Source organism: Aliifodinibius sp. S!AR15-10 (assembly GCF_031569985.1).
Classification (GTDB): domain Bacteria; phylum Bacteroidota; class Rhodothermia; order Balneolales; family Balneolaceae; genus JAMQKA01.
Map to the genome: position 1 here is coordinate 69,285 of NZ_JAMQKA010000018.1, position 23,517 is coordinate 92,801.

A 23,517-nucleotide genomic window follows, 5' to 3' on the forward strand; every position below is an offset into this window, starting at 1 on the left:
AGGTGTAGCCCACTTGGGAAGTGGAGCATTCCGCTTGTTCTAAACAGAGAAATATCCCCAGGCAAACAAAATGACACTGGCCGCCAGCAATGCCAACCGAAACCGGGTTTTAGTAAACAGGTTGTGAAAAAGAATGCCGTAGGAGTAAGGATTTTCCGTCAGCCACTCGTAGTAGTGATGGCGGTGGGAAGCCCCAAGCGCCATAGTGACATGACCGTGAAGAATGGTGAAAAGGAAGGGTAAAGAAAAGAGGAAGGCTCCTGGAAAAGCAAAGACCTGTTCAATCTTGAAATAGCTGCAGAGAAAAAGAAATGGCCACCCAAACAGCAGGATCAATGGGAAGCACAGCCCCCAGTTGATCAGGCTGATTCGTTTAAAGTTGTATTCACTTAACTCGGAATGAGGCATAAGGGCAATTGTGAATTTTGAGTTATGGATGTTGAATTTCAAATAATCCAAGATTTAACATTCAACACTCAAAATTAAATTTGGCTGGCAATCAGCATCTCAATTTCACGGTACGGCATATCAAAAATTTCAGCCAGTGATTTTTTTGTGAGATGCTTTTTGTAGACATATGTACCGTTGCGCAGGGCTGTATTCGACCACAGGCACTGCTTGATTCCGCCGGCATCACCTATGGACAACAGGTAGGGAGCAATAACATTGTTCAACGCATAGGTCGCCGTGCGAGCTACATTTGATGGAATATTGGGCACGCAGTAGTGAATTACATCATGCTTTTTGTAAATAGGATCGGAGTGCACAGTGGCCCTGCTGGTGGCGATGCAGCCGCCCTGGTCTATGACGGTATCCACGATGACGCTGCCGGGCTTCATATTGGCCACCATCGTTTCTGTGACCAGCACTGGTGCGCGTTCTCCTTCCGACATAGCCGCCCCGATTACAACATCAGCATACTGGAGGGCAGAAGAGAGATACTGGTAGTTGGCTGTAGCAGTAATAATCCGCCGGTCCAAGGCATTTTCGAGGTGTCGGAGACGGGTCAGGTCGTTATCCATGACAAAAACCTGGGAGCCATATCCCAGGGCCGTCCGTGCAGCATACTCGGCTGTGATTCCTGCCCCCAAAATTACCACCGTGGCAGGAGGGATACCGGAGATACCACCCAGCATAATGCCCTGCCCGCCGTCGTTTTTTTCAAGGTAATGTGCGGCGATCTGCACGGCCATTGAACCGGTAATTTCGTGCATCATCCGCACAATGGGGAACTCCTTGTCCTCGCCCTGGATAAACTCGTAACCAATGGCAGTAATATTTTTTTTGATGAGGATATCCATAAATTCTTCGGTGGCATTGCCCAGGTGGAGGGCCGAAATCAGAGTCTGGTCCGGCTCCAAAAGTTCATATTCCTCTTCGCTGGGAGGCGCCACCTTTACGATCATCTCCGATTTTTTATAAAGTTCATCGACGCTGAATGTAATCTCGGCACCCGCGTCGGCAAATTCAGAATCCTCAAAGTTGGCTTCTTCCCCGGCTCCCTTTTCAATAAATACTTCGTGACCGTTGGCCGTCAAAACGGAGACACCACCGGGCGTTAAAGACAGGCGACGTTCGTCATTGTTCACCTCTTTGGGCAGCCCAATTTTAAGGGAGATTTCAGAGTTGGATTTCATTAACCGCTTTTCAAGCGTTTTAATACCAATCTGTTCTGTTTCAAGAGGGTTTATGTCCATAAATAAGGATTTGTTTGCCCAGCGTTGAGTGAATATTTTGAACAAATTAATTTAAACTTACTCTTGAAGCAAAAAGGGTTTTTGTGAGAGTGAGACAGCAGAGATTGGATGAGGATTCTTGCTTTCAATGTGATAAATGGTATTTCACTCACGAAGAGTAGGTGAGCTCGCTACCAGCAACTCAAATAACCAATAACTAATAACGAATAACCAAGAATGAGCATCCGTCCCAAAAAGAGTCTAGGACAGCATTTTTTAAAAGACAAAAATATGATTGAAAAGATCGCCGGTGCGATTACAGCTGCACCTGGAGATCGGGTTATTGAGATCGGTCCGGGCACGGGCACATTGACTGAGGCACTACTCGAACGATTTGAGGATCTGATTGCGGTAGAGCTTGACCAGCGGGCCGTGGAGATGTTGGAGGATAAATTTCCAGGGCTCAAGGTAATCCACAAGGATATACTGGAGGCCGATTTTAATGAACTGGTAGCAGAAAAGGAACAAACGCACATAATCGGGAATCTTCCGTATTACATCACCAGCCAAATATTGTTTTTACTTCTTGAAAACAGAGCGCTGCTGGGGGATGCCTTACTGATGATGCAAAAAGAGGTGGCGGAACGCATTGTTGCAGATATCCGGACCAAAGACTATGGGATTCTCAGCGTACAAACCCAGCTGATGAGCAGCCCGGAGATATTGTTCGATGTTCCACGGCAGGTTTTTAGTCCTCAGCCCAATGTTGACAGCGCCATCATCCGCCTTACCTTTGATAAAGGTCCGCTGGAGTGTAGTGACGAGCATCTGAAAACGGTCGTCCGAACAGCATTTAACCAGCGCCGAAAAAAATTAAGTAATGCGCTTAAGCCCATCATCGATAAAAAGAATCTTCCAGAGGGATTTAATTTTGACAAGAGGGCAGAAGCCTGGGAGCCATCTATTTATGAAAAGTTGACAGCACGTCTTGAAGAAGATGGCATTTTGACCTGAAATTTCGGCTACTAAAATTAGTTGACATTCATCAATACGCTATAGGAGGGGTATATTGAGCAGTTATCTTCCTTTTTTAGGTTTTTTGAGGTTCATTTTAGCATTTCAGTGCTGTTTGGTACGGTACTTGCTCATATATCTACCTGAAATACTTTGAAGTGTTCTTACAGTTCAAGTTTGAAAAGATTTTTGAGTAAACAGAATTTCAACTTCAACTATTAACCTAAATTAGGGAGTCATACATATGGCTAAAACAAAAATTAAACCCTTAAGTGATCGTGTTTTGGTTCAGCCTGAACCTGCCGAAGAAAAAACAAGTTCGGGTATCATTATCCCGGATACAGCTAAAGAAAAACCCCAAAAGGGAACTGTGGTAGCTGCCGGTCCGGGCAAAGTGGAAAACGGAACCAAAATTGATATGTCGGTTGCTGAAGGCGACAAGGTTCTGTATGGAAAATATTCAGGTACCGAAATTACATTGGATGGTGAAGAGTACCTGATTATGCGAGAAGCTGACATCTTAGGAATTGTTTCCTAATTCTTTTCATGGATTTTATCCCCAAAAAATTAAATCAAAAGTTAATAAACTAATAGGAGAACTATGTCTGCAAAATTAGTTCACTACGATATGGAAGCCCGCGATGCGCTAAAGCGCGGCGTTGACAAGCTGGCGAACGCTGTCAAGGTTACGTTGGGCCCACGTGGACGCAACGTTGTAATTGAAAAATCATTTGGTGCACCTACCGTAACCAAAGACGGTGTGACGGTTGCAAAAGAGATCGAGCTTTCCAACAAGCGAGAGAATATGGGAGCTCAGATGGTGAAGGAAGTTGCTTCCAAAACCAGTGACAATGCCGGTGACGGTACGACAACCGCTACTGTGCTTGCACAATCCATTATTCAAACCGGTCTGAAAAACGTTACTGCCGGTGCGAATCCGATGGAACTGAAACGGGGCATTGAACAGGCCGTTAACGCTGTCATTGCTAATCTGCGAGAGCAAAGCAAAGAGATCAGCGACCGCAGCGAGATTGCCCAGGTTGGAACCATTTCTGCCAACAACGACGAAGCGATCGGCAACCTGATTGCTGACGCGATGGAAAAAGTGGGCAAAGATGGCGTGATCACCGTTGAAGAAGCCAAAGGTACCGAAACCTATCTCGAGACGGTCGAAGGTATGCAGTTCGACCGCGGTTACCTGTCACCATACTTTGTGACAAATTCTGAAACGATGACCGCCGAGATGGAAGAGCCTCATATCCTGATCTTCGACAGTAAGATCTCAAACATGAAGGATCTGCTTCCTATCTTGGAAAAGGTAATTCAAACCAGCAAGCCCCTGCTGATTATCGCTGAAGATATCGAAGGCGAAGCGCTGGCTACACTGGTTGTTAACAAGCTGCGTGGTTCCCTGAAGATTGCCGCTGTTAAAGCACCAGGCTTTGGTGACCGACGCAAGCAGATGCTGGAAGATATCGCTATCCTTACCGGTGGTACCGTGATTTCTGAAGAGCGCGGCTACAAACTCGAAAATGCTACGCTCGATTATCTCGGTACTGCTGACCGCATCAACGTAGACAAGGATAATACCACTATCGTTGGTGGCCAGGGTAACGACAAAGATATCAAGGCCCGCATCAACCAGATCAAAGGCCAGATCGAAACCACGTCTTCTGACTACGACCGTGAGAAGCTGCAAGAGCGTCTTGCCAAGCTGAGCGGTGGTGTTGCAGTGCTGAACATTGGTGCTGCTTCCGAAGTAGAGATGAAAGAGAAAAAAGCCCGCGTTGAAGATGCCCTGCACGCAACCCGTGCTGCTGTTGAAGAAGGCATCGTGCCCGGTGGAGGCGTCGCTTTCATCCGTGCTCAGAAAGCACTTGAAGGTCTGGAAGGTGAAAACCCGGATCAGGAAGTTGGTTTCGATATCATCCGACGAGCTCTTGAAGCTCCGCTCCGAACTATCGCCAACAACGCTGGTGCCGAAGGCTCTATCGTTGTACAAAAAGTGCGTGAAGGTAAGGATGCATTCGGTTACAACGCACGTACCGAAGTGTATGAAGACCTGATCAAAGCTGGCGTTATCGATCCTACGAAAGTAGCTCGAACTGCTCTCGAAAACTCTGCTTCTGTTGCCGGCCTCATGCTGACGACCGAAGCCATTGTGTCTGACAAGCCTGGCAAAGGCGACGATGACGATGACGACGGACCTGCCGGCGGCGGTATGCCTGGCGGAATGGGCGGCATGGGAGGAATGGGTGGCATGGGCGGCATGATGTAAGATCGCCTTTCCATTGACCACTCAGACCAACTAGCGTCTGAATAAATTAAAGCCTCACTTCCTTTTCGGGAGTGGGGCTTTTTTTATTACCGTTCCGAACAGTTTTATAGAGCTTATATCGTTGGGGCACGTTGCACCGTGCCCGTACATTCAACCTGGCAATCCAGGGATTTACTCTGTTTCGATCTTTATCCAACAAAAAGTTAGGGCAGTATGGTTTTGAGAAGGGGTATCTATTTTATTAAAAAGGCCTGCCGGGCTTATAAAATTAGTCAGGCTTGTGGATTGGAAAACGCTGCGCACCGTTTTAAAAATGTTGCGCAGCGTCGAGGTAAGAGTTGCGCAACTTTTGATTAAATCCTGTGCAACGTTTCGATTAATGTTGGGTATGTTTTCTCTAACTGATGCGCAGCATTTGGAAAACTATTGCCTTTTTTCGGATTCGAGGTTATCCAGCATTGTACTGAGAGGAGGGAGATATTCCTTAAAAAAACCTGCCAGGATTTGGAAACCTGACAGGTCTGAAAATAAAGAAAAAACGACTGTTATCTTCCGGTAGAACCAGCGTGCATGTTTTTAGCTTCATCGGCCAGGCTTAGCACGGCATCCCGATAAAGGCTGCTGGGATTGTACCGAAGAACTGCCGTCTCGATGTTTCCGGTGCGCTCCTTGAAGTAAGAGAGGTAGTTGGCAATGGACAAAATATTGTTATCCACATCAAAAATGTCACTTCCCACAAACCACTTGTTGATAGAGTAGGGGATGAACTGTCCATATGACATCGCCCCGGCGTAGCTGGATTTCAACTCAAAAACATCGATTTCATTTCGTTGAGTAAAGTCCAGGAGCTCTTTTAGCTGGGCGCGGGCAAAATCTGCACGATAGTTAACTACATACATCGAGACATAGGAGTTGAAGGGGTTGTAACTGCCAAAGTTTTTACCGAAATCTGACTCAATACCGATAATGGCCGAGATCACATACTTGGATATCCCGTACCTGTTTTCGGCTTTGTTGAGTTGATCTTCGTGGGTATTGACGAACTCCACGATGTTGCGCTGTTTGTGTTCAAACCCGAGTATTCTTTTGTAAGTCTCCAGGTCGAGCGATTTTTTTTCTGCCGAGTTTTTGAAGCGATCCCCGATTTTATCATAAATTTCAAACCGCTGATCTTGTAGCAGTGGTTCAATATTAAATCCCTCTTTTTTGAAATAATCGGCCAATGCCTGCAACGCTTCATCGTATTTTTCCAGCGTCAATGAATCAGAATTGGGGCTTTTTTCATCAACAGTAACCACCGCTTGCGTGGCCAAAGGTTGTGTTTGACCGATGCTAAAGGTCCCAACCAGCAACATCAGTAAAAATGAACTGCATCTCCTGTAAAGAAACTGTAGATAAGTAGTCATAGATCACTCCAACTTGTGTTAACCGCCCTGCTTTTTTATTAAGATAGAAGATCCCGGAAATTTAGCAATGATCTTTACGATTTTTTATACAACGATCGGAACATTTTTTTATTGACTTGGTATAACGGCGCCCCCTGGGCATGGCGTTATTGATCGCTGAGGGCAGGCATCACGCCCCTGTAATGCTCAGCGGCATTGATATCCATGATGTCAAATCGCTCGAAATGGTGTTGCAGGCGCCTCCAAAATAGGGTGAAATTCTTCTTGGATTTGGGTGTCCAGTCCAGCTCGGCAATCGCCATGGCACGGGGATAGGCCATGTACTCGGCCTTCTCGGCAGATTTGATATACTCGGTCCACACATTGCCCTGCGCTCCCAGGATGTATTTAGCTTCCTCCTCCGTCAGTTCATCCGGTACCGGTTCAAAAGAATAAGTCTTTTCAAGCGGGGTAAATCCACCAATGGCAAGTGGTTCTGTTTCGGAGTCCGCTTGGTAATAGTCGAGATACACGTGGGAAGTTGGTGTCATCACCACATCATGACCCTGCTTTGCCGCTGCAATGCCTCCCTCAATGCCACGCCAGCTCATTACCGTGGCGTTGGGAGCCAGCCCCCCTTCAAGAATTTCATCCCAGCCTATAATCTGTCGCCCGTTGGCATTCAGGAATTTTTCCATCCGGGTGATAAAGTAGCTCTGCAGTTCGTGCTCATCTTCAAGGCCTTCACGCTCAATGACTTGTTGAGCCACATCGCTCTCCTCCCACTGGGCTTTGGGGGCCTCGTCACCTCCAATATGGATATATTCGCTGGGAAACAGCTGCATCGTCTCGGTCAACACATCTTCAAGGAACTGGAATGTTTCCTCTTTAGGGCAGTATATGTCTTCAAACACGCCCCAGGAGGTCTGCACTTGGTAATCCCCATTTTCTTTACAACCGAACTGGGGATAGGCGGCCAGAGCGGCACTGGAGTGCCCGGGCATCTCGATTTCCGGGATAATCGTTACAAAGCGATCCTGGGCATATTCCACCACTTCACGAATCTCTTCCTGGGTGTAATAGCCGCCGTAACGCTCCCCGTCATAGACGCCCGACCCATAATGGCCGACCAGCGTAGAATCTCGCCAGGCTCCCACTTCCGTAAGCCGCGGATACTTTTCTATCTCGATTCGCCAGCCCTGGTCTTCGGTCAGGTGCCAGTGAAACCGGTTCATCTTGTACATCGCCAGGATGTCGATATACTTCTTTACAAATTCTACCGGGAAGAAGTGGCGCGCTACATCCAGGTGCATGCCGCGATAGGGGAAGCGGGGATAATCCTCAATCTCAACTGCCGGTATCGTCCACTCCACATTTTGCGGCGTCATCGAGGGATCGGTGTGTTCAATTTCTGGGGGAAGAAGCTGGCGCAGTGTCTGTATTCCATAGAAAACACCCTGGTGTGAGGGCGCTTGAATAGTGACGCCATTTTCATTTGAGTTCAGGGCATAAGCCTCCTCATTCTCGTATAAGGTGGCATTTTCATCAATAGTGAGCCGGATGCTATTTCCCGTATCTCCGCTGGTGGCTACCTGCAGGTCATACCATGTAGCCGAATTTATGAGCTCAGCCAGTGTTTCACCAAGCTGTTGTAGTTCAGCATCGCCTTGATCTATCAGGATCGAAGTCTCGGGCGTGATGGTGAATTGTCCATCCTGAACTTCGGTTACCACCGGTTCCGGAATAATATTCAATCGATGACGCTCCAGGTCTGGTAGGTCACATCCCGCTAAAAATATTGTAATGAAAAGTGTTGCCAGTATTCGTTTACCCATCATTCCTATCCCTGTTTTTTGTAGTGTGATTATGAGTTCAGTAGACGATGAAAAGGTGCGGTCCACCTCGATGGTGGGCTGCATTTTAGCTAATATCGGTACATCCCATATTTATTAATTACTCTCCGTTATATATTCCAATTTCATTGAGTGCAGCTTGCCCGTATGATTTCTCTATCACAATGCGAACCTGGTCCGTCATTACGGGCTCAACCTTTAAAATGCGTTTGTGCCCGATCGTGGTGCCTTCGGTTATCTGGGTCCACTGGTTTTCTTCTTTTGCCAAGACCTTAAATTCTGCTATACGTTGTCCCAAGGGGATATATTCCTGCAGGACAATATGATTGAACCTGGTGGGCTGTGCCAGGGTCAATGTTAGTGTTGAACTCCTCGCCCCGCGGTCAGCCACCCAGAACGTATCCCATTCTCCGTCAGTGAGTGCTGAATGATCGGAACCACTTCCGGTTACACTCCGCCCGGCTGCCAGGTTGTCATCAAATATTGCCTCGACTCGTTCAGTAAACTCATTCAACCGCTCCACATCATTGGCGTGAAAACGTCCGCCGGGGGTGGGTGGGATATTGATCATCATGGTACAGTTTCGCCCGATCGACTTATAGTATATCTCCATCAGATCAGAGATCGGTTTAACCTGGTCGTCTTCTTCCTGGTGATAGAACCAGCCCGGCCGGATGGAGGTATTGCACTCACCCGGCACCCAATCTGGGCCCTGGGGTTCCCCCCTGTTGAGGTACTGGCCCTGTCCAGGTTTTCCAATGCTAACCGAATCGCGATTGATGGTGGACCAGTTCGTTTCCCCGGCATACCCGTGCTCATTACCGATCCAGCGCACATCGGGGCCCTCATCCGAAAAGATGACCGCGTTGGGCTGTAGCTTGCGAACCATGTTCCACCAGGCATCGAAGTCATATTCCATATCCTTTGCTCCCTCGCCCTTGGCACCGTCAAACCAGATTTCAGCAATCGGTCCGTAATTCGTCAGTAGCTCCTCAAGCTGATTCAAATAAAAATCGTTGTACTCCGGGGTGCCGTAGCTCGATTCATGCATATCCCACGGGGAAAGGTAGACCCCGAATTTGATCCCATATTTTTCACAAGCTTCAGCGACCTCCTTGACAATGTCTCCATTCCCGTTTTTCCATGGTGAGCTGCCTACGTCGTGCTCTGTATAATCACTGGGCCATAAGGCAAACCCATCGTGATGCTTGGCCGTCAATACCAGTGTTTGGAATCCGTTTTCACTGAGCACCCGTGCCCACTGATCGGCATCAAACTTTTTGGGATTAAAGATGGAAGGGCTCTCATCACCCGTTCCCCATTCGCGGTTCGTATAGGTGTTAACCCCAAAATGGACAAAAGCGATCTTCTCCTGTCGCTGGTATTCTACCTGTTCGGGTGTCGGGTGCGTAGCATCGCGTTGTATTCCCGCCGGGGCCATCGCCTGCTGTGCATGTAACTCCGTTGATAAAAACAATGAGAATGCAAGTATGATTATGTAGTCAAAGTATAGATTCTTCAAGGGCTTTTATTTAAAATTAAGTTTTCGAGTCCACCATTATCTCCACAATTTAACACTAAGTTACACAAAGAAGGCACGAAGTCACCCTGAGACTCCACAAATCTTGAGGTACTCTGTGCATACTTTGTGTTACTCTGTGTAATAGTCTTATTGCTGAAGCTAGATCACATCGAAACATTCGTAGCAGGTGTTATCGTAATATTCCTGAATTCAATCGGTCCATGATCTCCCTGAAGCATGATCGGTCCGGGTTCGCCTTCGTTGCTGTCAAGTGCACCACCGGTGATGCCGGGGATCGGTCGATTGCAAATTACTTCCGTGCCGTTAAGTACCACCGTTACCATGCGGCCGGTCAGGGTGATGTCATAGCTCTGCCATTCACCTGCTTTTTTAGCAGCATTTACAGTCGGGTCAATAAAGCCATAGATTCCGCCGATATAGTGGCTTTCCGGCTCTTCGCCGTAGTTGTCTGCAATCTGGGCTTCATAACGACCGCGCAGGTAGACACCACTGTTACTGCCCTCTGGATAACGGAACTCAACGTGCAGTTTGAAATCGCTGAACTTCTGCTTGGTCACAAGGTTGCCACCCGACTTCTGGTTTACAAGGATTCTATCCTTCATCTGAAACTGGTTGTTCTCGGCGAGCTCCCACTTAGAAAGATTTTCATCCAGCAAGTTTATCGGTTCGCCCCATACCGGCTCCTCTTCCCGATCGAGCGAAGGCGCACGCACGGCAGTCCATTCCAGCTTGTTACCATTTGGTCCTGTTGTCCACCCTTCCAGCTTGTCGCCGTTGAGTTCAAATTCAAAATGGGGATCTTCGTCATACGGCGTCCATTGTGGCGGGATGGTGAAGCTGTAGGTACCGTTGGAAAAGTTGATTTCAGAGATAGGACGTGCACTGCCGGCCGGACCCACAAATTGTCCGATCAATGCCTGGTTGCCGGAGGTCTCAATCTCCAGCCAGGATGGAAGCTCCCCGTTGGGTGTTTGCAGGGTGATATCCCATTTGCCTGCCGCCTCAGCTCCCATGATACCCGATTGGGCAAACGCTGTGTTCAGGGATAACAGGAGGACAATAAAAAGCGATAGAAGTGTCTTTGATACTGTCATATGGTCAAATTGTGTGGTAGTGTATTTTAATTTTATAAGAACTCTTTTACTAACTAATAAGAACTTAGGCCAAAGCTTGTTATATCTGCGAAATCTGTGGCTTATTCGAAATTTGTAAACGGGAAGTAAATGTTATTTTATTTGATCTCAGTAATCTCAATATTCCGAAATTCCACCCTGGAGTTATGATTCTGAAGGCCGATATAGCCTTTTCTCTGTTTCAGGCCGGGATGTTCTCCCACCTTTTTCATGTGATTAATCAAGTTCGTGCTGATAACGAGTTGTCCATTTAGCGCTACCTTTATTTTAGGTCCATTGGCAACAATCTCCATTTTTTGCCATTCGCCTGCCTGTTTACTCACATGTTTGGACGGGGCTTTGACATCATAAATGCTGCCGGTGTACTGCCAGGGTTCCAGGCCGCCATACTGCTCTGCGTAATCGTCCAACAGCTGAATTTCGATACCCTGGAAAGCGGGATCTCCCTTGTGAGGGGCGCGTAGAAATACGCCGCTGTTGCCGCCCTCCGGTAACCGGTACTCGAGCACGAGCTTAAAGTTGTCATACATCTTATCGGTTGAGAGCCAGCCGCCACCAGAGCCTTTTTCCCATTCTTGGCCATCGCCTTCGGTATAGAGCAATCCATCGGAAGCGTTCCAGCTCCCCGCATTTCCACCGACTCGTTGCCAACCGGATAGATCTTTACCGTTAAACAGCGGTTCGGAGCCGAAAATATCGCGGATAAATACATTCTTAAAGTAGAGCGGAGTGTTGTGAGCCTGAAGCTCAATTTGCCCTTTCGAGTAGATCGGCTTATCCCGGTCCCAGTAGTTTTCAAGCACCACATTCGGGACCACGAGTTGTCCATTCAGGTGAACCGTCACACGCTCCCCGATCATCTTTATCCGCATCCGGTTCCATTCCCCGATGGCATTGTCGGCCGGAATCAGTGGCTCGCTCAGGTTTTTCTGGTTGTTATATAGTCCTCCAGAACCCACCGGGTTTTCGGTGATATCCCAGATCTGAACCTGGGGCGTTCCGCGGAGGTAAACCCCGCTGTCTCCTCCGGGTTCTATCTTCCAGTCAAGCAGCATTTCGAAATCTTTGTAATCTTTTTTTGTCACCAGGCTCTTTCCATTTCCGTCAAAGTAGAGTATCTCATCGCGGACTGACCAGTGCTGCTGCATCTCGATATTGGCCTCTTTTTGGGCTTTTGCTCGCTCCTCCGGGCTCATCTCAGCGCGTGTCTCGGGGTTTCCGAACAGGCCTTCCCAGCCTTCCAGGTTCTGTCCGTTGAACAAGGCCTTAAATCCTTCGGGGGGATGGTTCATGCCGCCACCATTTTCAGTACCCATCGAATAATCCGGGTAAAATACATTTAGATCACGGATCTGAATGTTTCGGAAAGCTACTTCATCACCATGCCCGAGAAATCCAATGTGCCCACTGGGGCGAAGCAGTCCCGGATGCTCTCTTCCGTCCATTGCCTCCGGCGAACCCGCTTCTTCTATATCTGTATCGAGGATCGTCACCCCGTTGAGTTTTACTGTAATCTGTGAACCGTTGGCCACTACTTCCTGCGTGTTCCATTCGCCAGCGGGTTTGAGGTGACCGCGCTCGGCCGCTGCAACGCCGTATACTGAACCATGATATTGGTAGGGTTCCAGCTCCGCGTATTTTTCTGCGGTATTATCAAGGATCTGCAACTCCATCGCCTGGTAGGCGGGATCGCCCTGTAACGGAGACCGAATGGCAAGGCCGTTGTTGGCACCCGGCGTCAGCTTGAATTGGAAGCGAAGGATAAAGTCACTGTACTCTTGCTCCGTAAACAGATTCCCACTTTGCCCGTCTTTATGGATCAGGTTCCCATTTTGTACGGTATAGGCGTCAGTGGCACCGGTCCAGCCGGAGAGGTCTTCTCCATTAAAAAGCGAAGTGAAGCCTTCCGACGCCTGTTGTTGGGTCTGAATTTCACTGATATAACCTTCAATTTTATTTTTTGTGGTTGAATCGGTGGTCGCTTCGAGCACCGAAAGTGCTTTATCTGTCCCGTCAAATTCCTCCGAAAAATCATAGGAGGGAGCCAGGATTTCAGCCGCAGCCCGCATTGCACTTTCCCTTATACTTTGATTGGCATTCCCAAAATATTTGGAAACGGTTCGCAAACTTGCCGGGGATTGAAAGTTAGAAAGAGCAGATATTAATGCTGTTTTTTGCTCGTCAGTCGTGGCAGAACTCATAGCCTGACTCAGATACGCCACTTTTTCTTGATCTGAATATTTCGACTCCCGAACCAGCCTCGTCAAACCCCGGATCAATTCCATTTTTTGTGAGGAAGAAGTCTCCCCAATTACAGAAAGAAGTGGCTGGATGGCGTAACTGTCCGACCAATTCGCAAGCGCAGAAATTGCAGTTGACCGTACGGCTGGTTGCGAATGGTTGGTGAAGGGGATAACTGCTTCCACGGCTTGGTTACCACCAACTTCGGGCAGGATTTCGAGCAGTATGACAGCCTTTTTACTGGAAGTTTGGTTCAAAGCATTTACTATCGGTGCAGCCCGGTTTTTGGCATCAGGGTTTCGATCGGCAATTGAGGCGATGGCCTTTTGGATGATTTCAATTTCCTCTTCTGTACGGCTGCTGTTCAACAAGTTTATAATTTGTGGCAGGTCTTCGGGCCCGGCCAAATCGTCCAGTGCAAGGAGCATGGCGCGGCGGACCTCAGAACTTGAGCTGCTTAGCTGTCCCAGCACTTCATCCAAATATTCACTTTCCTGGCGTTCGGCCAGTACCTCCAACAGTGCCACTTTTGCGTGGTTTGATGTGTTCTCCCAACGTTCTGAAGCGGCTTCGAACATCGGATCAGAAGGGAGCTGAAGCAACGCTTGTTTAATCGCATCGATCTCTTGAGGCAATCGGGCGCGGTTTAGTGCAGTGAGGAGGCTGGGAAGAGCCTCTGTTCCAGCCAGTGAAACTGATGAAGAGACAGCCGCCAGGCGAACTTCTGGGTTTCGATCTTCCAAATACGGTTGAATGGCTGACCACGCAGAAGAATCACCGCGACGTCCCAGCATAGCAATAATATTGGCCTGCACAGCCGGTTCATTCTGTTCCAGTAGCCCAGTAAATTCGTTTGTAACATCTGGCTGCTGGAGATCCTGGGCAATCTTCAGTGCTGCTGATCGCAGTTCTGGTTCTGTACTTTGAGAGCCTTCCAAAAGCAGTTCAAGTGGCGTTTCGCTCTCGGCCTTTACAAGGATGTGGAGTGCTTCAATGCGCGAATTTACAGCATGATAGCCTTCGTAAATTCCCCGGGCAACTTCGGCGCTTTGTTGGGGATGCCCCTCTTCCGCAAGTCGCCGGGCAAAACGCAATTGTTGCTGTACGGTGCCGGAGGTTGTTACGACTCCTGAGGCACTGGGATTGCCACTGCTTGCGAGTGCATATAATACAGCTTCTTTCGTCGCCGGGTCATTTTGTGCTGCAAGTGGTTGAAGCCGGGATACAACATCCTGGGAGGAAGCCTCCATATCACCCAACGCCTTTATTAACACGATGCGATGTTCATCCTGAGTACTTCCGATTCCCTGTAAAAGAGCATTCTCAGCGCTGGAGATGTTGATACTTCGCAAAGCGTGGGCGGCTGACTCGTTAAGGGCATCGTCTCCGACAAACGATCGCAAAACAGGCACGGCCTCATCACTCCCGACCAACTCCAGTTGTTCCATTAAGAAAATTTTTACCGATGGGGCATGGCTACTCCGCAATTCGCTGATAAGAACCTCTTCATACATCGAATGCTCTGGTTCGGCACCCGGCCTGGAAACATATTTGGTCAGCCCATTGACTGCATATCGAGCATTGGTGTCGCTACCCGTACCCGGGGATTTAAGCATCCCGAAAAGGGCATGCAGGGCCGGGGATCCCATTTCGAGCAGTCTTTCGTTCAGCCAATCCCGTTCTGCTTTATCATCTGCCGGCATTAGTGCTACAATTTCCGTGATTTCGTCAAACTGGCTCTCGGTGATTCCGATATCGGAACCCGAACGCAGGATTTCATTTGAAGAACTGCAGGAGACTAATAGAACTGTAAGAAAAAATACGCTTAGAGCTTTGAATCGCTTCATTATAAATCCCAGGTCTAATTTATTTGACATCATATGATGATCAGGCTATTAATCAGGTTTATAGTTTCCAGGGTGAACGCATCGGCTGATTGATCAGGCGGTTGGCGGCCTCATCACCGATAAAGCGCTGTTTTTCAGGATCGAATTCCAGGTCTCGTCCCAGCCGCACAGCAATTTTGCCCAGATTTACCAAGTTACAGGAGCGGTGTCCATTGGATTCGTTTAAAGCAAATGCCTGTCGATTTTTCACCGCTTTACTGAAGTCGGTGACCTGCGGTACCGAGTCGGGCAGCGAGGCGGCCAGCTTGCGTATATTGGGGATGTCAGATTGAAAACCGCGGAAAAGTTTCCCTTTCGGTCCTTCAATAAATGCGGCGTCGGTGTCTTTATTTTCTCCATCCAGGATGATCTGGCACCCGTCATCATAGGTCATCTCAATTCGCCGCCACGAACCGACGGCATCAGGATGCTGCTGCTCGGAATCAGCCGTAATCTTTGTCGGGCTCGTGTGATCTTTATCGAGGATATATTGAACGGGATCCAGGTAGTGCTGGCCCATATCTCCCAATCCGCCTCCGTCATAATCCCAGTAGCCCCGGAACGTAACGTGCGTCCGGTGTTGGTTGTACGGTTTGTAGGGTGCAGGACCCAGCCACATATCGTAGTTCAGGGGTTCCGGTATCCATTCCGGTTGCAGGTTGGTCAGGCCGGTCCAGTTGAATTTCCAGTTGAACCCTGTGCTTTCATTTATGGTCACTTTCAGCGGCCATCCAAAGACATCATTGGCTACCAGCTTCTTGATCGGTTTTACAGGAGTACCCATGCCGTAAAAGATATCTCGGAAACGGAACCAGGTATTTAGTCGGAAGATACGGCCATTACGCTGAACAGCATCTACCACTTTTTTACCTTCCCCGATGGTCCGTGTCATCGGTTTTTCACACCAGATATCTTTCCCGGCTTCGGCAGCATCGACAGCCATTTTGGCGTGCCAGTGGGGCGGTGTGGCAATATGTACAATGTCGATATCGTCCTGTGCCAGTAGTTCCCTGTAGTCGGTGTAGCCATTGACATCGTCACTGACCAGGTTTAGTGATTCTTGCAGATGGCTTTGGTCAATGTCACATATGGCAACCAGGCGTGCTCCCGGATAGGTCAAGTGGCCTTTCCCCATCATCCCGACACCGATCACAGCTTTGGTTAGTTCATCGCTCGGAGCGGTATAACCAGTGCCTCCCAGCACACGCCGAGGAACAATGGTAAAAAGTCCCATAGTACCCAAGACTCCCTTGAGAAAGTTTTTTCTACTCATATTCTGCTCAGACATAGATCGGATTTTTTTGATTTAAAATTTGGTTTAAAATCCATCCCATTAAAAAGAGTATTGCGTGTAATCCTATAACCTTATCTGGTAAGTTTATTTTGCAATCCCGGTGAAGCTTACCTGTGATAAAAAGGTTTTCTTATTAAAATCCACTCTTCCCATTGATATGAAAACCAATATAAAGCGAGGAGTCCAGTTTTCAAGGATTACATTAAATAGCGCTGTGAGTGATCACGAAAAAACACAATTTCAGCATTATAGTTAGAATCTGATTATTGGTTCAAGAGTTTTAGAGCGTTATTACGGTAAACTTTTTGAAGGACATTGTCCTCCAGGCCAAAGCCGTTCAAACTCCAGTGGTAACCAAACAGATCATGTCGATAAAAATGCTCATCTTCAGTTTCTAATATTTTAAAAGTTGTTTTGTACATCTCTGGACTCCGCCCCATATCGGTGCCATAAAAAATCCTGTCTTGGTGTTTGTTGATAAAAGCCGCAACATGGCGTGGGGTTTGTGACAACTCGCTATATCGGGCCCCGATCTCCGAATATAAGTTGGGATACGTATCCAGCATCCGATCCAGGTTCGACAGATCATATGCTGAATTGGCCATGTGGGCTGCAATAAATGTGGTATTCGGATGGTCACGTACAGCATTTTCCAATATTTGCATCATCTGGTCGTGGCTTTTGATCCCAGCTTTGTTATCCAGCCGCCACTCGTAGGCATTCATGAGGCCGTCATTGGTAGAATCCATCTCTTGGTACATCCAGATCGGTTCGGCCATGTGAACATGAATCGGCATATTTAATTGGCCTGCCTTATCCAGGATGGGACTCATTCGAGGATCGTCGATGTGCATGCCAAATGCCTGGGTCGGGGTAGAATAGAAAAGGCCTTCTCCTTTATCACCGAGTTCCCCGATTCCACCGGCCCCCATATCATGAAGACGTTCCAGTTCTTCGATGGCATTCTCAGTGAAGTTCTCGTCGGTCTCATACCCGGTATAGTCTATGCCGCACCAAAGCTCGAAGCGATCTTCCCATTGCGAAAAGACGGCATGCAGTGAGTCGAATTGTGCCCCGGTTGCCTTTGTTAGCAAAATGGCTTTTTCAATCCCGACCTCGTCCATTGTTTGTATCCATTCCCGGATCTCTTCAGGTGATTCTGCATACTGGTTATGGGAATGCATATCAATGACTGGATAACGTGCCTTGTCAACCTCCGAACCGGCTGCTTTATACAGTGATTCTGGCCTATAATCTTTCAAAAGGAGTCTGTTCGGATCCGTTTCTTCTTTTTCGGAAGTGCAGCTTGTAAATATGCAGCAAAGGCCAAGCAGAATTGTCAATAATGTTGATTTCATGATGTGATTAATAACCCATCTCTTCCGGTTTGAAGATCTGTTCATTCGTCATCCATTGTCCGTCAGTAAAGTCTGGGAAGTCCACCGGGTGTCCTCCCTGGGCAACCGACATCTCAGAAAGCGGACTGATTACGCTCCATGCGGCTGCATCATACACATCGATCGGGGTATTGACACCTCTCTTGATCGATTCCACAAACGCATTCCTCACAAAATAATCGATGCCACCATGACCGGATTCAGCAGCTTCTTTTTCCTGCTTTTTCCACAATGAAGAGTCGTATTTATCCTGGTATTTGTCGAACGACTCCCACTCGTCGAATTCCGGGCTGATACCATCGAGGTAGATCGAATTATTTTCTACACTCCAGATCCCGTTCGTCCCCTGGCAGCGGAATCCTAGGGAGTAGGGCCGCGGCAGACTGGTATCGTGCGTAACGATAATCGATTCACCGTTGGCGGTCGTAATGGTGGAGGTCACAATATCACCCTGGGTAAATTCTACATCCGCTTTGGGGTGATCTTTCCCACCGGTGTCTACGATATGCTCATGCAGGCCGCGCGCCTTGGTGGCAGTTGCAGTTAAATTCACAAAGCGGTTGCCCCGGTTGATATCCATCCAGTGGGCTACGGGACCGATGCCGTGGGTAGGATAAAGGTCACCATTCCGGTTCACATAATGCTCGGTTCGCCAGCTGGAAACGCTACCCGTTCCGGGTCCAAAATTCGCATCTTTATCAAAAAGGTAGGGGATAAGATTGTGTTGGTAGCCACAACGAGCGTGGATCAATTCCCCAAACAGGCCCTGACGAACCATATTCAGGATTGCCATCACATCGCGGCGGTAGCAGACATTTTCAAGGAGCATGCATGGTATCCCGGTTTCTTCGGAGGTGTTTACCAGGTCCCAGCAGCCATCGATTGAAACGGCGGCGGGTACCTCCAGCCCAACATATTTCTCAGCTTTCATTGCATCCACCGCCATAGGCACATGCCAGAGCCATGGGGTGGCAATGATGACGCCGTCGAGGTCATCGCGGGCAATCAGCCGTTTGTAATCTGTTTCCCCTTTGGTATAAAGTTCCGGTGCCTCGCGTCCAACTTCTTTTGCAATTTGAACGCCCCGCTCTGCATTTTTGGGGTCAACATCGCAAATAGCTGGTACTTCTACATCTGATCTACTTAGCAATCCGCGGAGATGTCCTGAACCACGCGCCCCCATCCCGATTACCCCGATTTGTGCCGTATGGTTGTCATCACGTGCGTGAAGAATGTTAAAGGGAGCTACGGATAGACCGACTCCTGCTGCCGTTATCTTTTTGATGAAATCTCTGCGGTTGGACTTATCTCCCATGTTTTGCACCATTTGTTAATATTAATTATTTGTCCCTGGCATCACTATTCCTGAATAGTTAATAAATTGAAAATAAAAATAAATGAAAACCTTTCGTTTAATTTCTTTTTGAAAATATAATCTTCCATTTATTTTTATTATTCTGATAATTCGATATGGAATGGTTTTCTGTTTTAACATGATCAGTATTTGCTTGAACAACATATTTAAAGATTTATCGAGTTTTTATGAGCCAGAAGTTTTTAGGTCAGACAGTTAAAAATTTACAGGAAAATGGTGCAGACCACACCGCTAGAGAAATATCCGGTCAACCCGCCCTTTGGATCAGGACTTGGGAAAAGGTTTCCAGGGAAAGAGATGATCTCAAAAATTTTCTTGATCGCGTATTAAATATTGATCAGCTGGAGGTCGTTTTGACTGGTGCCGGCACGTCGGCCTATATCGGGGAAACTGCTGAACCGATCATGCGAGGTTGCTGGTCGCCCCCGGTCAGGGCGTTACCGACCACAACTCTGGTAACACATTTTGAACACTACATAGATCCCCAAAAGCCACTCCTGCTAGTCTCTTTTGCACGTTCAGGCAATAGCCCGGAAAGTCTGCGGACAGTACAGCTGGCGGAAGAGTTGTGCCAGAAAGAAGTTTTTCACCTGCTAATTACGTGCAATCCTGAAGGCGAGCTGGCCCAGACACCGTCATCTGGTAACAGCTATACATTTTTTCTGCCTCCTGAGGCGGAAGATCAGTCCTTGGCCATGACCGGGAGTTTTACTGCGATGCTGTTGGCTATTTTGTTGATAGCCCAGGTTGAGGAGGTTCAGTCGTTCGAAAAGGAGGTGCAACAGCTTTCGGAGAGCGGGCAATTAGTGATAGATCAGGAGTTGGATAAAATTCAGGATATTGCCCAGTTGGACTTTAAGCGGGCGGTATTTCTTGGTTCAGGGCCGCGGCTCGGCACTGCACGGGAATCACACTTGAAAGTGCAGGAGCTGACAGATGGTAATGTAATCTGTAAATATGATTCATTTCTCGGGTTCCGGCACGGACCAAAAGCTGTAATTGATGAGCAAACACTGCTCGTGTACCTTTTTTCCCAGGATCCCGGGGTACTTCCCTATGAAAAGGACCTGGTAAAGAGTGTTAATGAGAAGGGGTTGGGCCTGGCATCGCTCGGTGTGGGACAGAAGGAAACCAAGGAGATCGGAACAGATTTTAATATTGCCCTTGGGGCAGGTGGTACTTCTGATTCTTCGTTGTGGCCTGTGGTCTCGGTTCTGCCGGCGCAGATACTCGGGTTCTTTTTAGCATTGAAATATGGGCTTAAACCGGATTCTCCTTCAGCCAGCGGTGCTATTTCAAGAGTTGTAGAAGGGGTTACGATCTACTGAAAAAGTAGAGACTCCCAAGCGGATTCAACGAAGTAATGACAAATGATTGTATGGATCTTTACGACTCGCTTCCAAAAATTGATGCTCATATGCACTACAACTGTGCAAGGCCGGCTTTATTGGAACAGGCCCGATCAGAAGGGTTTCGGCTGTTGAGTATCAACACGGAGGTCCCGTTTTTCCCGTTGCTCAAAGAGCAGGAGGATTTTATTCTGGATCGGGAGCGAGATGAGCAGAAAAGTATCGACTACATCACTACTTTTTCTACCGATAAGTGGGGGACGGAGGATTGGCAGGAGAAAGCACTCGCTCAAATAAAAAATGGAATGGAGAAGGGGGCGGTGGGCGTCAAGTTTTGGAAAAATATCGGGATGGAGTTACGGGACGAAAACGGGGATTTTGTGATGATTGACGACCCTTCTTTTGATCCGCTTTTTGAATACTGTGAAGATAAGCAGGTTCCGGTCCTTGGTCATCTTGGTGAGCCCAAAAATTGCTGGTTGCCGGTCGAAGAGATGACCGTAAACGGGGATCGGGAATATTTTGCCCAGCACCCGGAATACCACATGTATCGCCATCCTGAGTACCCTTCGTATGAGGAGCAGATTGAAGCGAGGGACAGGCGGCTGGAAAAACACCCAAAACTGCGGTTTGTGGGGGCGCACCTGGCCAGCCTGGAGTGGAGCGTAGACAGGATCGCAGATTGGCTAGATCGGTTTCCCAATGCAGCCGTGGATCTTGCAGAACGGGTTTGCCACCTGCAATATCAGGCAGTTCGTAATTGGGAAAAAGTGCATAATTTTTTGGTAGCCTACCAAGACCGAATTATTTATGGCACGGATATTATTGATGACCGGGGCAATCCACCAGAAGAAATAAAGAAGAAGATAAAAGAGAAATGGCACATGCACTGGAAATTTTTTTCGGATCGTGATACCATGTCAGTTCCCAAAGTAGAAAATTCGTTTCGTGGGCTGGGAATGGATGAGCCGGTGATGAAAAAAATATTTCGAAAGAATGCGCTTAAATGGTATCCCCGGCTTGATCGGGATTGATTTCTTCCCTGGGTTTACTTATCTGAATTAGTACATAATTTGAGATTCGAAGTGGAAGAGTCAGAAAGCTGAACAATAAAGCAGGCAGTTCTTTCCAACAATATTCTAATAAAAAGGGATTAGATGGTATTTCTAGAAACTATTGATTGGGTCATCATCGCGCTCTACATGGTGTTTTCGCTGGCTATCGGTCTGTATGTAGCCAAGCAAGCCGGTAAAAACTCCACCGAATTTTTTGCTGCCGGTAAAAACATGCCATGGTGGCTGCTCGGTGTTTCCATGGTGGCCACCACTTTCTCAACGGACACCCCTAACTTAGTTGCCAATATTGTTCGCACAGATGGCGTTTCGGGCAACTGGGTGTGGTGGGCGTTCCTGCTTACCGGCATGCTGACGGTTTTTGTATATGCCAACCTGTGGAAGCGGTCGGGTGTGCTCACGGACGTTGAATTCTATGAGCTTAGATATAGTGGTAAAATGGCTGCCTTCTTGCGGGGGTTCCGCTCGGTTTACCTGGGATTTATTTTTAATGTGATCATCATGGCAACGGTATCGTTGGCAGCCATAAAAATAAGCGGGGTTTTGATGGGGCTTACTCCGGTGCAGACCGTGGTCATTGCGGGCGTGGTGACCGTGGCCTACAGTTCACTTGGTGGCCTCAAAGGGGTGCTGCTTACCGACTTCTTCCAATTTTTCCTGGCCATTGGGGGTAGCCTGATCGCTGCTTATGTGGCCCTCCAGCATCCCCAGGTTGGGGGACTGAACGGGCTTCTTTCCCATTCAGAGGTGGTGACTCAGCTCAATATTTTGCCTGATTTCTCCGATCCTTCCCAGGCGATCGGTATTTTTATCATTCCACTGTTAGTCCAGTGGTGGAGCGTCTATTACCCGGGGGCCGAGCCGGGCGGGGGCGGCTACATCGCCCAGCGGATGTTTGCAGCAAAGGATGAAAATAACTCTATAGCAGCCGTCTTCTTTTTTAACGCTGCTCATTATGCCCTTCGTCCCTGGCCTTGGATTATTGTCGGTTTGTGTTCTATTATCGTATACCCGGATATCGCTTCCTTAAAAGAGGCGTTTCCCAATGCATCCAGCGTTGCGGGTGACGACATGGGCTATCCTGCCATGCTGACTTTCATTCCCACCGGGTGGCTGGGATTGGTCGTGGCCTCCCTGACGGCAGCCTACATGTCTACAATTTCTACGCACCTTAACTGGGGGTCCTCATACCTGGTAAACGATTTCTACCAGCGGTTTGTCCGCCCGGCAAGTTCGGAAAAAGAGCTCGTAAACGTAGGACGTATATCAACGGTGATTCTGATGATTGTTGCTGGAGCACTGGCCCTCCTCCTTCGGGACGCACTCGACAGTTTCCAGATTATTCTACAGATTGGCGCGGGAACCGGTCTACTGTTTATCATGCGCTGGTTCTGGTGGCGAATTAATGCTGGAAGCGAAATTGCTGCCATGTTCATTTCGTTTGCTGTAGCCATGTATTTCCAGTTTGCCCATGCCCACACTGGCCTTCCGGAGCTTACAAGCTGGCAGGAACTAATTGCAGGTGTCATTATCACAACGATCGGATGGGTATCCGTTACATTTATGACGCGACCTACAGATGAGGATACGCTGGTCGAATTTTGCAAGATAGCACGGCCCGGCGGACCCGGCTGGAAGCGAGTGGTCAATCAAGCCAAAGCAGAAGGCAAGGATGTGGAACCGCTTGAGGATGAGGCGTGGCGCGTGCCGCAAGGACTGCTTTGCATGGTTTTGGGCTGTGTCGCCGTATATGGTGCGCTATTTGCCACCGGCTACTGGATCTATGGTAAGTGGCTTCTGGCCAGTGTGATCACCATTGTTGCCGTCGCCTCCAGTATATTTTTATTCCAGGCATGGCGAAAACTGATTGAAATTCGGCCTGAGGATGAGGCTCTGTATGAAGAATAACAGGATTATAGTTTGGTCAATGTCATAAGAGCCTGAAATTTCCTCCTGCTCGTTTATATTTAATTGCTCATGATTGAGTTCTTTTTGAAGATAACAGAAATTAACAAGGCAG

At 48.1% G+C, this 23,517-nt stretch carries 16 protein-coding genes; 6 read left to right on the top strand and 10 right to left on the bottom strand.

The genetic code is table 11. The features are described 5' to 3' along the window. Nucleotides 1-39: 39 nt before the first annotated feature. Nucleotides 40-408 (bottom strand): hypothetical protein, encoded by a 369-nt coding sequence (locus NC796_RS13385; RefSeq protein WP_310685072.1) that lies wholly within the window; start codon nt 406-408, stop codon nt 40-42. A gap of 74 nt (nt 409-482) precedes the next feature. Beyond that, the gene (locus tag NC796_RS13390; RefSeq protein WP_310685073.1) at nt 483-1,697 is read right to left on the bottom strand and encodes an alanine dehydrogenase; all 1,215 of its coding nucleotides are present in this window, start codon (nt 1,695-1,697) and stop codon (nt 483-485) included. A 216-nt stretch (nt 1,698-1,913) separates the two neighbouring features. Between NC796_RS13390 and rsmA the strand changes: the two genes are divergently transcribed. The 3 genes from rsmA (at nt 1,914) to groL (ending at nt 4,968) form a co-directional block, all read left to right on the top strand. After that, complete coding sequence (gene rsmA, locus NC796_RS13395; protein WP_310685074.1) at nt 1,914-2,690, top strand: 16S rRNA (adenine(1518)-N(6)/adenine(1519)-N(6))-dimethyltransferase RsmA; 777 nt, start codon at nt 1,914-1,916, stop codon at nt 2,688-2,690. Nucleotides 2,691-2,934: 244 nt separating this feature from the next. After that, nucleotides 2,935-3,228 carry a co-chaperone GroES gene (groES, locus tag NC796_RS13400; RefSeq protein WP_310685076.1) on the top strand — a complete coding sequence of 98 codons (294 nt, stop codon included), beginning with the start codon at nt 2,935-2,937 and terminating at the stop codon, nt 3,226-3,228. Between the two features lie 63 nt (nt 3,229-3,291). Next, nucleotides 3,292-4,968, top strand: coding sequence for a chaperonin GroEL (gene groL, locus NC796_RS13405; protein ID WP_310685078.1), 1,677 nt, complete (start codon nt 3,292-3,294; stop codon nt 4,966-4,968). 545 nt (nt 4,969-5,513) lie between these two features. Here the strand turns inward: groL and NC796_RS13410 are convergent. From NC796_RS13410 to NC796_RS13445, 8 genes are all read right to left on the bottom strand, one after another. After that, nucleotides 5,514-6,374 (bottom strand): lytic murein transglycosylase, encoded by an 861-nt coding sequence (locus NC796_RS13410; protein WP_310685080.1) that lies wholly within the window; start codon nt 6,372-6,374, stop codon nt 5,514-5,516. Between the two features lie 146 nt (nt 6,375-6,520). Beyond that, nucleotides 6,521-8,191: a beta-N-acetylhexosaminidase gene (locus tag NC796_RS13415; RefSeq protein WP_310685081.1), complete on the bottom strand. Its 1,671-nt coding sequence runs from the start codon at nt 8,189-8,191 to the stop codon at nt 6,521-6,523. Nucleotides 8,192-8,306: 115 nt separating this feature from the next. Beyond that, nucleotides 8,307-9,728: an alpha-L-fucosidase gene (locus tag NC796_RS13420; protein ID WP_310685083.1), complete on the bottom strand. Its 1,422-nt coding sequence runs from the start codon at nt 9,726-9,728 to the stop codon at nt 8,307-8,309. A 164-nt stretch (nt 9,729-9,892) separates the two neighbouring features. Beyond that, entirely contained in the window at nt 9,893-10,843 is a 951-nt protein-coding gene (locus tag NC796_RS13425) for a DUF1080 domain-containing protein (RefSeq protein ID WP_310685085.1), read from the bottom strand. 137 nt (nt 10,844-10,980) lie between these two features. Continuing rightward, complete coding sequence (locus NC796_RS13430) at nt 10,981-14,970, bottom strand: family 16 glycoside hydrolase (protein WP_310685087.1); 3,990 nt, start codon at nt 14,968-14,970, stop codon at nt 10,981-10,983. Nucleotides 14,971-15,028: 58 nt separating this feature from the next. Continuing rightward, nucleotides 15,029-16,297 carry a Gfo/Idh/MocA family oxidoreductase gene (locus tag NC796_RS13435; protein WP_310685089.1) on the bottom strand — a complete coding sequence of 423 codons (1,269 nt, stop codon included), beginning with the start codon at nt 16,295-16,297 and terminating at the stop codon, nt 15,029-15,031. A 269-nt stretch (nt 16,298-16,566) separates the two neighbouring features. Then, on the bottom strand, nt 16,567-17,565 hold the full coding sequence (locus NC796_RS13440) for an amidohydrolase family protein (protein WP_310685090.1): 999 nt from the start codon (nt 17,563-17,565) through the stop codon (nt 16,567-16,569). 103 nt (nt 17,566-17,668) lie between these two features. Continuing rightward, complete coding sequence (locus NC796_RS13445; protein ID WP_310685092.1) at nt 17,669-19,015, bottom strand: Gfo/Idh/MocA family oxidoreductase; 1,347 nt, start codon at nt 19,013-19,015, stop codon at nt 17,669-17,671. A 227-nt stretch (nt 19,016-19,242) separates the two neighbouring features. Here NC796_RS13445 and NC796_RS13450 point away from each other — a divergent pair, with 227 nt between their 5' ends. From NC796_RS13450 to NC796_RS13460, 3 genes are all read left to right on the top strand, one after another. Beyond that, nucleotides 19,243-20,403 carry an SIS domain-containing protein gene (locus NC796_RS13450; RefSeq protein WP_310685094.1) on the top strand — a complete coding sequence of 387 codons (1,161 nt, stop codon included), beginning with the start codon at nt 19,243-19,245 and terminating at the stop codon, nt 20,401-20,403. Nucleotides 20,404-20,453: 50 nt separating this feature from the next. Beyond that, a complete protein-coding gene (locus NC796_RS13455; protein ID WP_310685096.1) occupies nt 20,454-21,458 on the top strand; it encodes an amidohydrolase family protein in 1,005 nt (334 codons plus the stop codon). A gap of 123 nt (nt 21,459-21,581) precedes the next feature. Beyond that, a complete protein-coding gene (locus NC796_RS13460) occupies nt 21,582-23,405 on the top strand; it encodes a sodium:solute symporter family protein (protein ID WP_310685098.1) in 1,824 nt (607 codons plus the stop codon). Nucleotides 23,406-23,517: the final 112 nt, after the last annotated feature.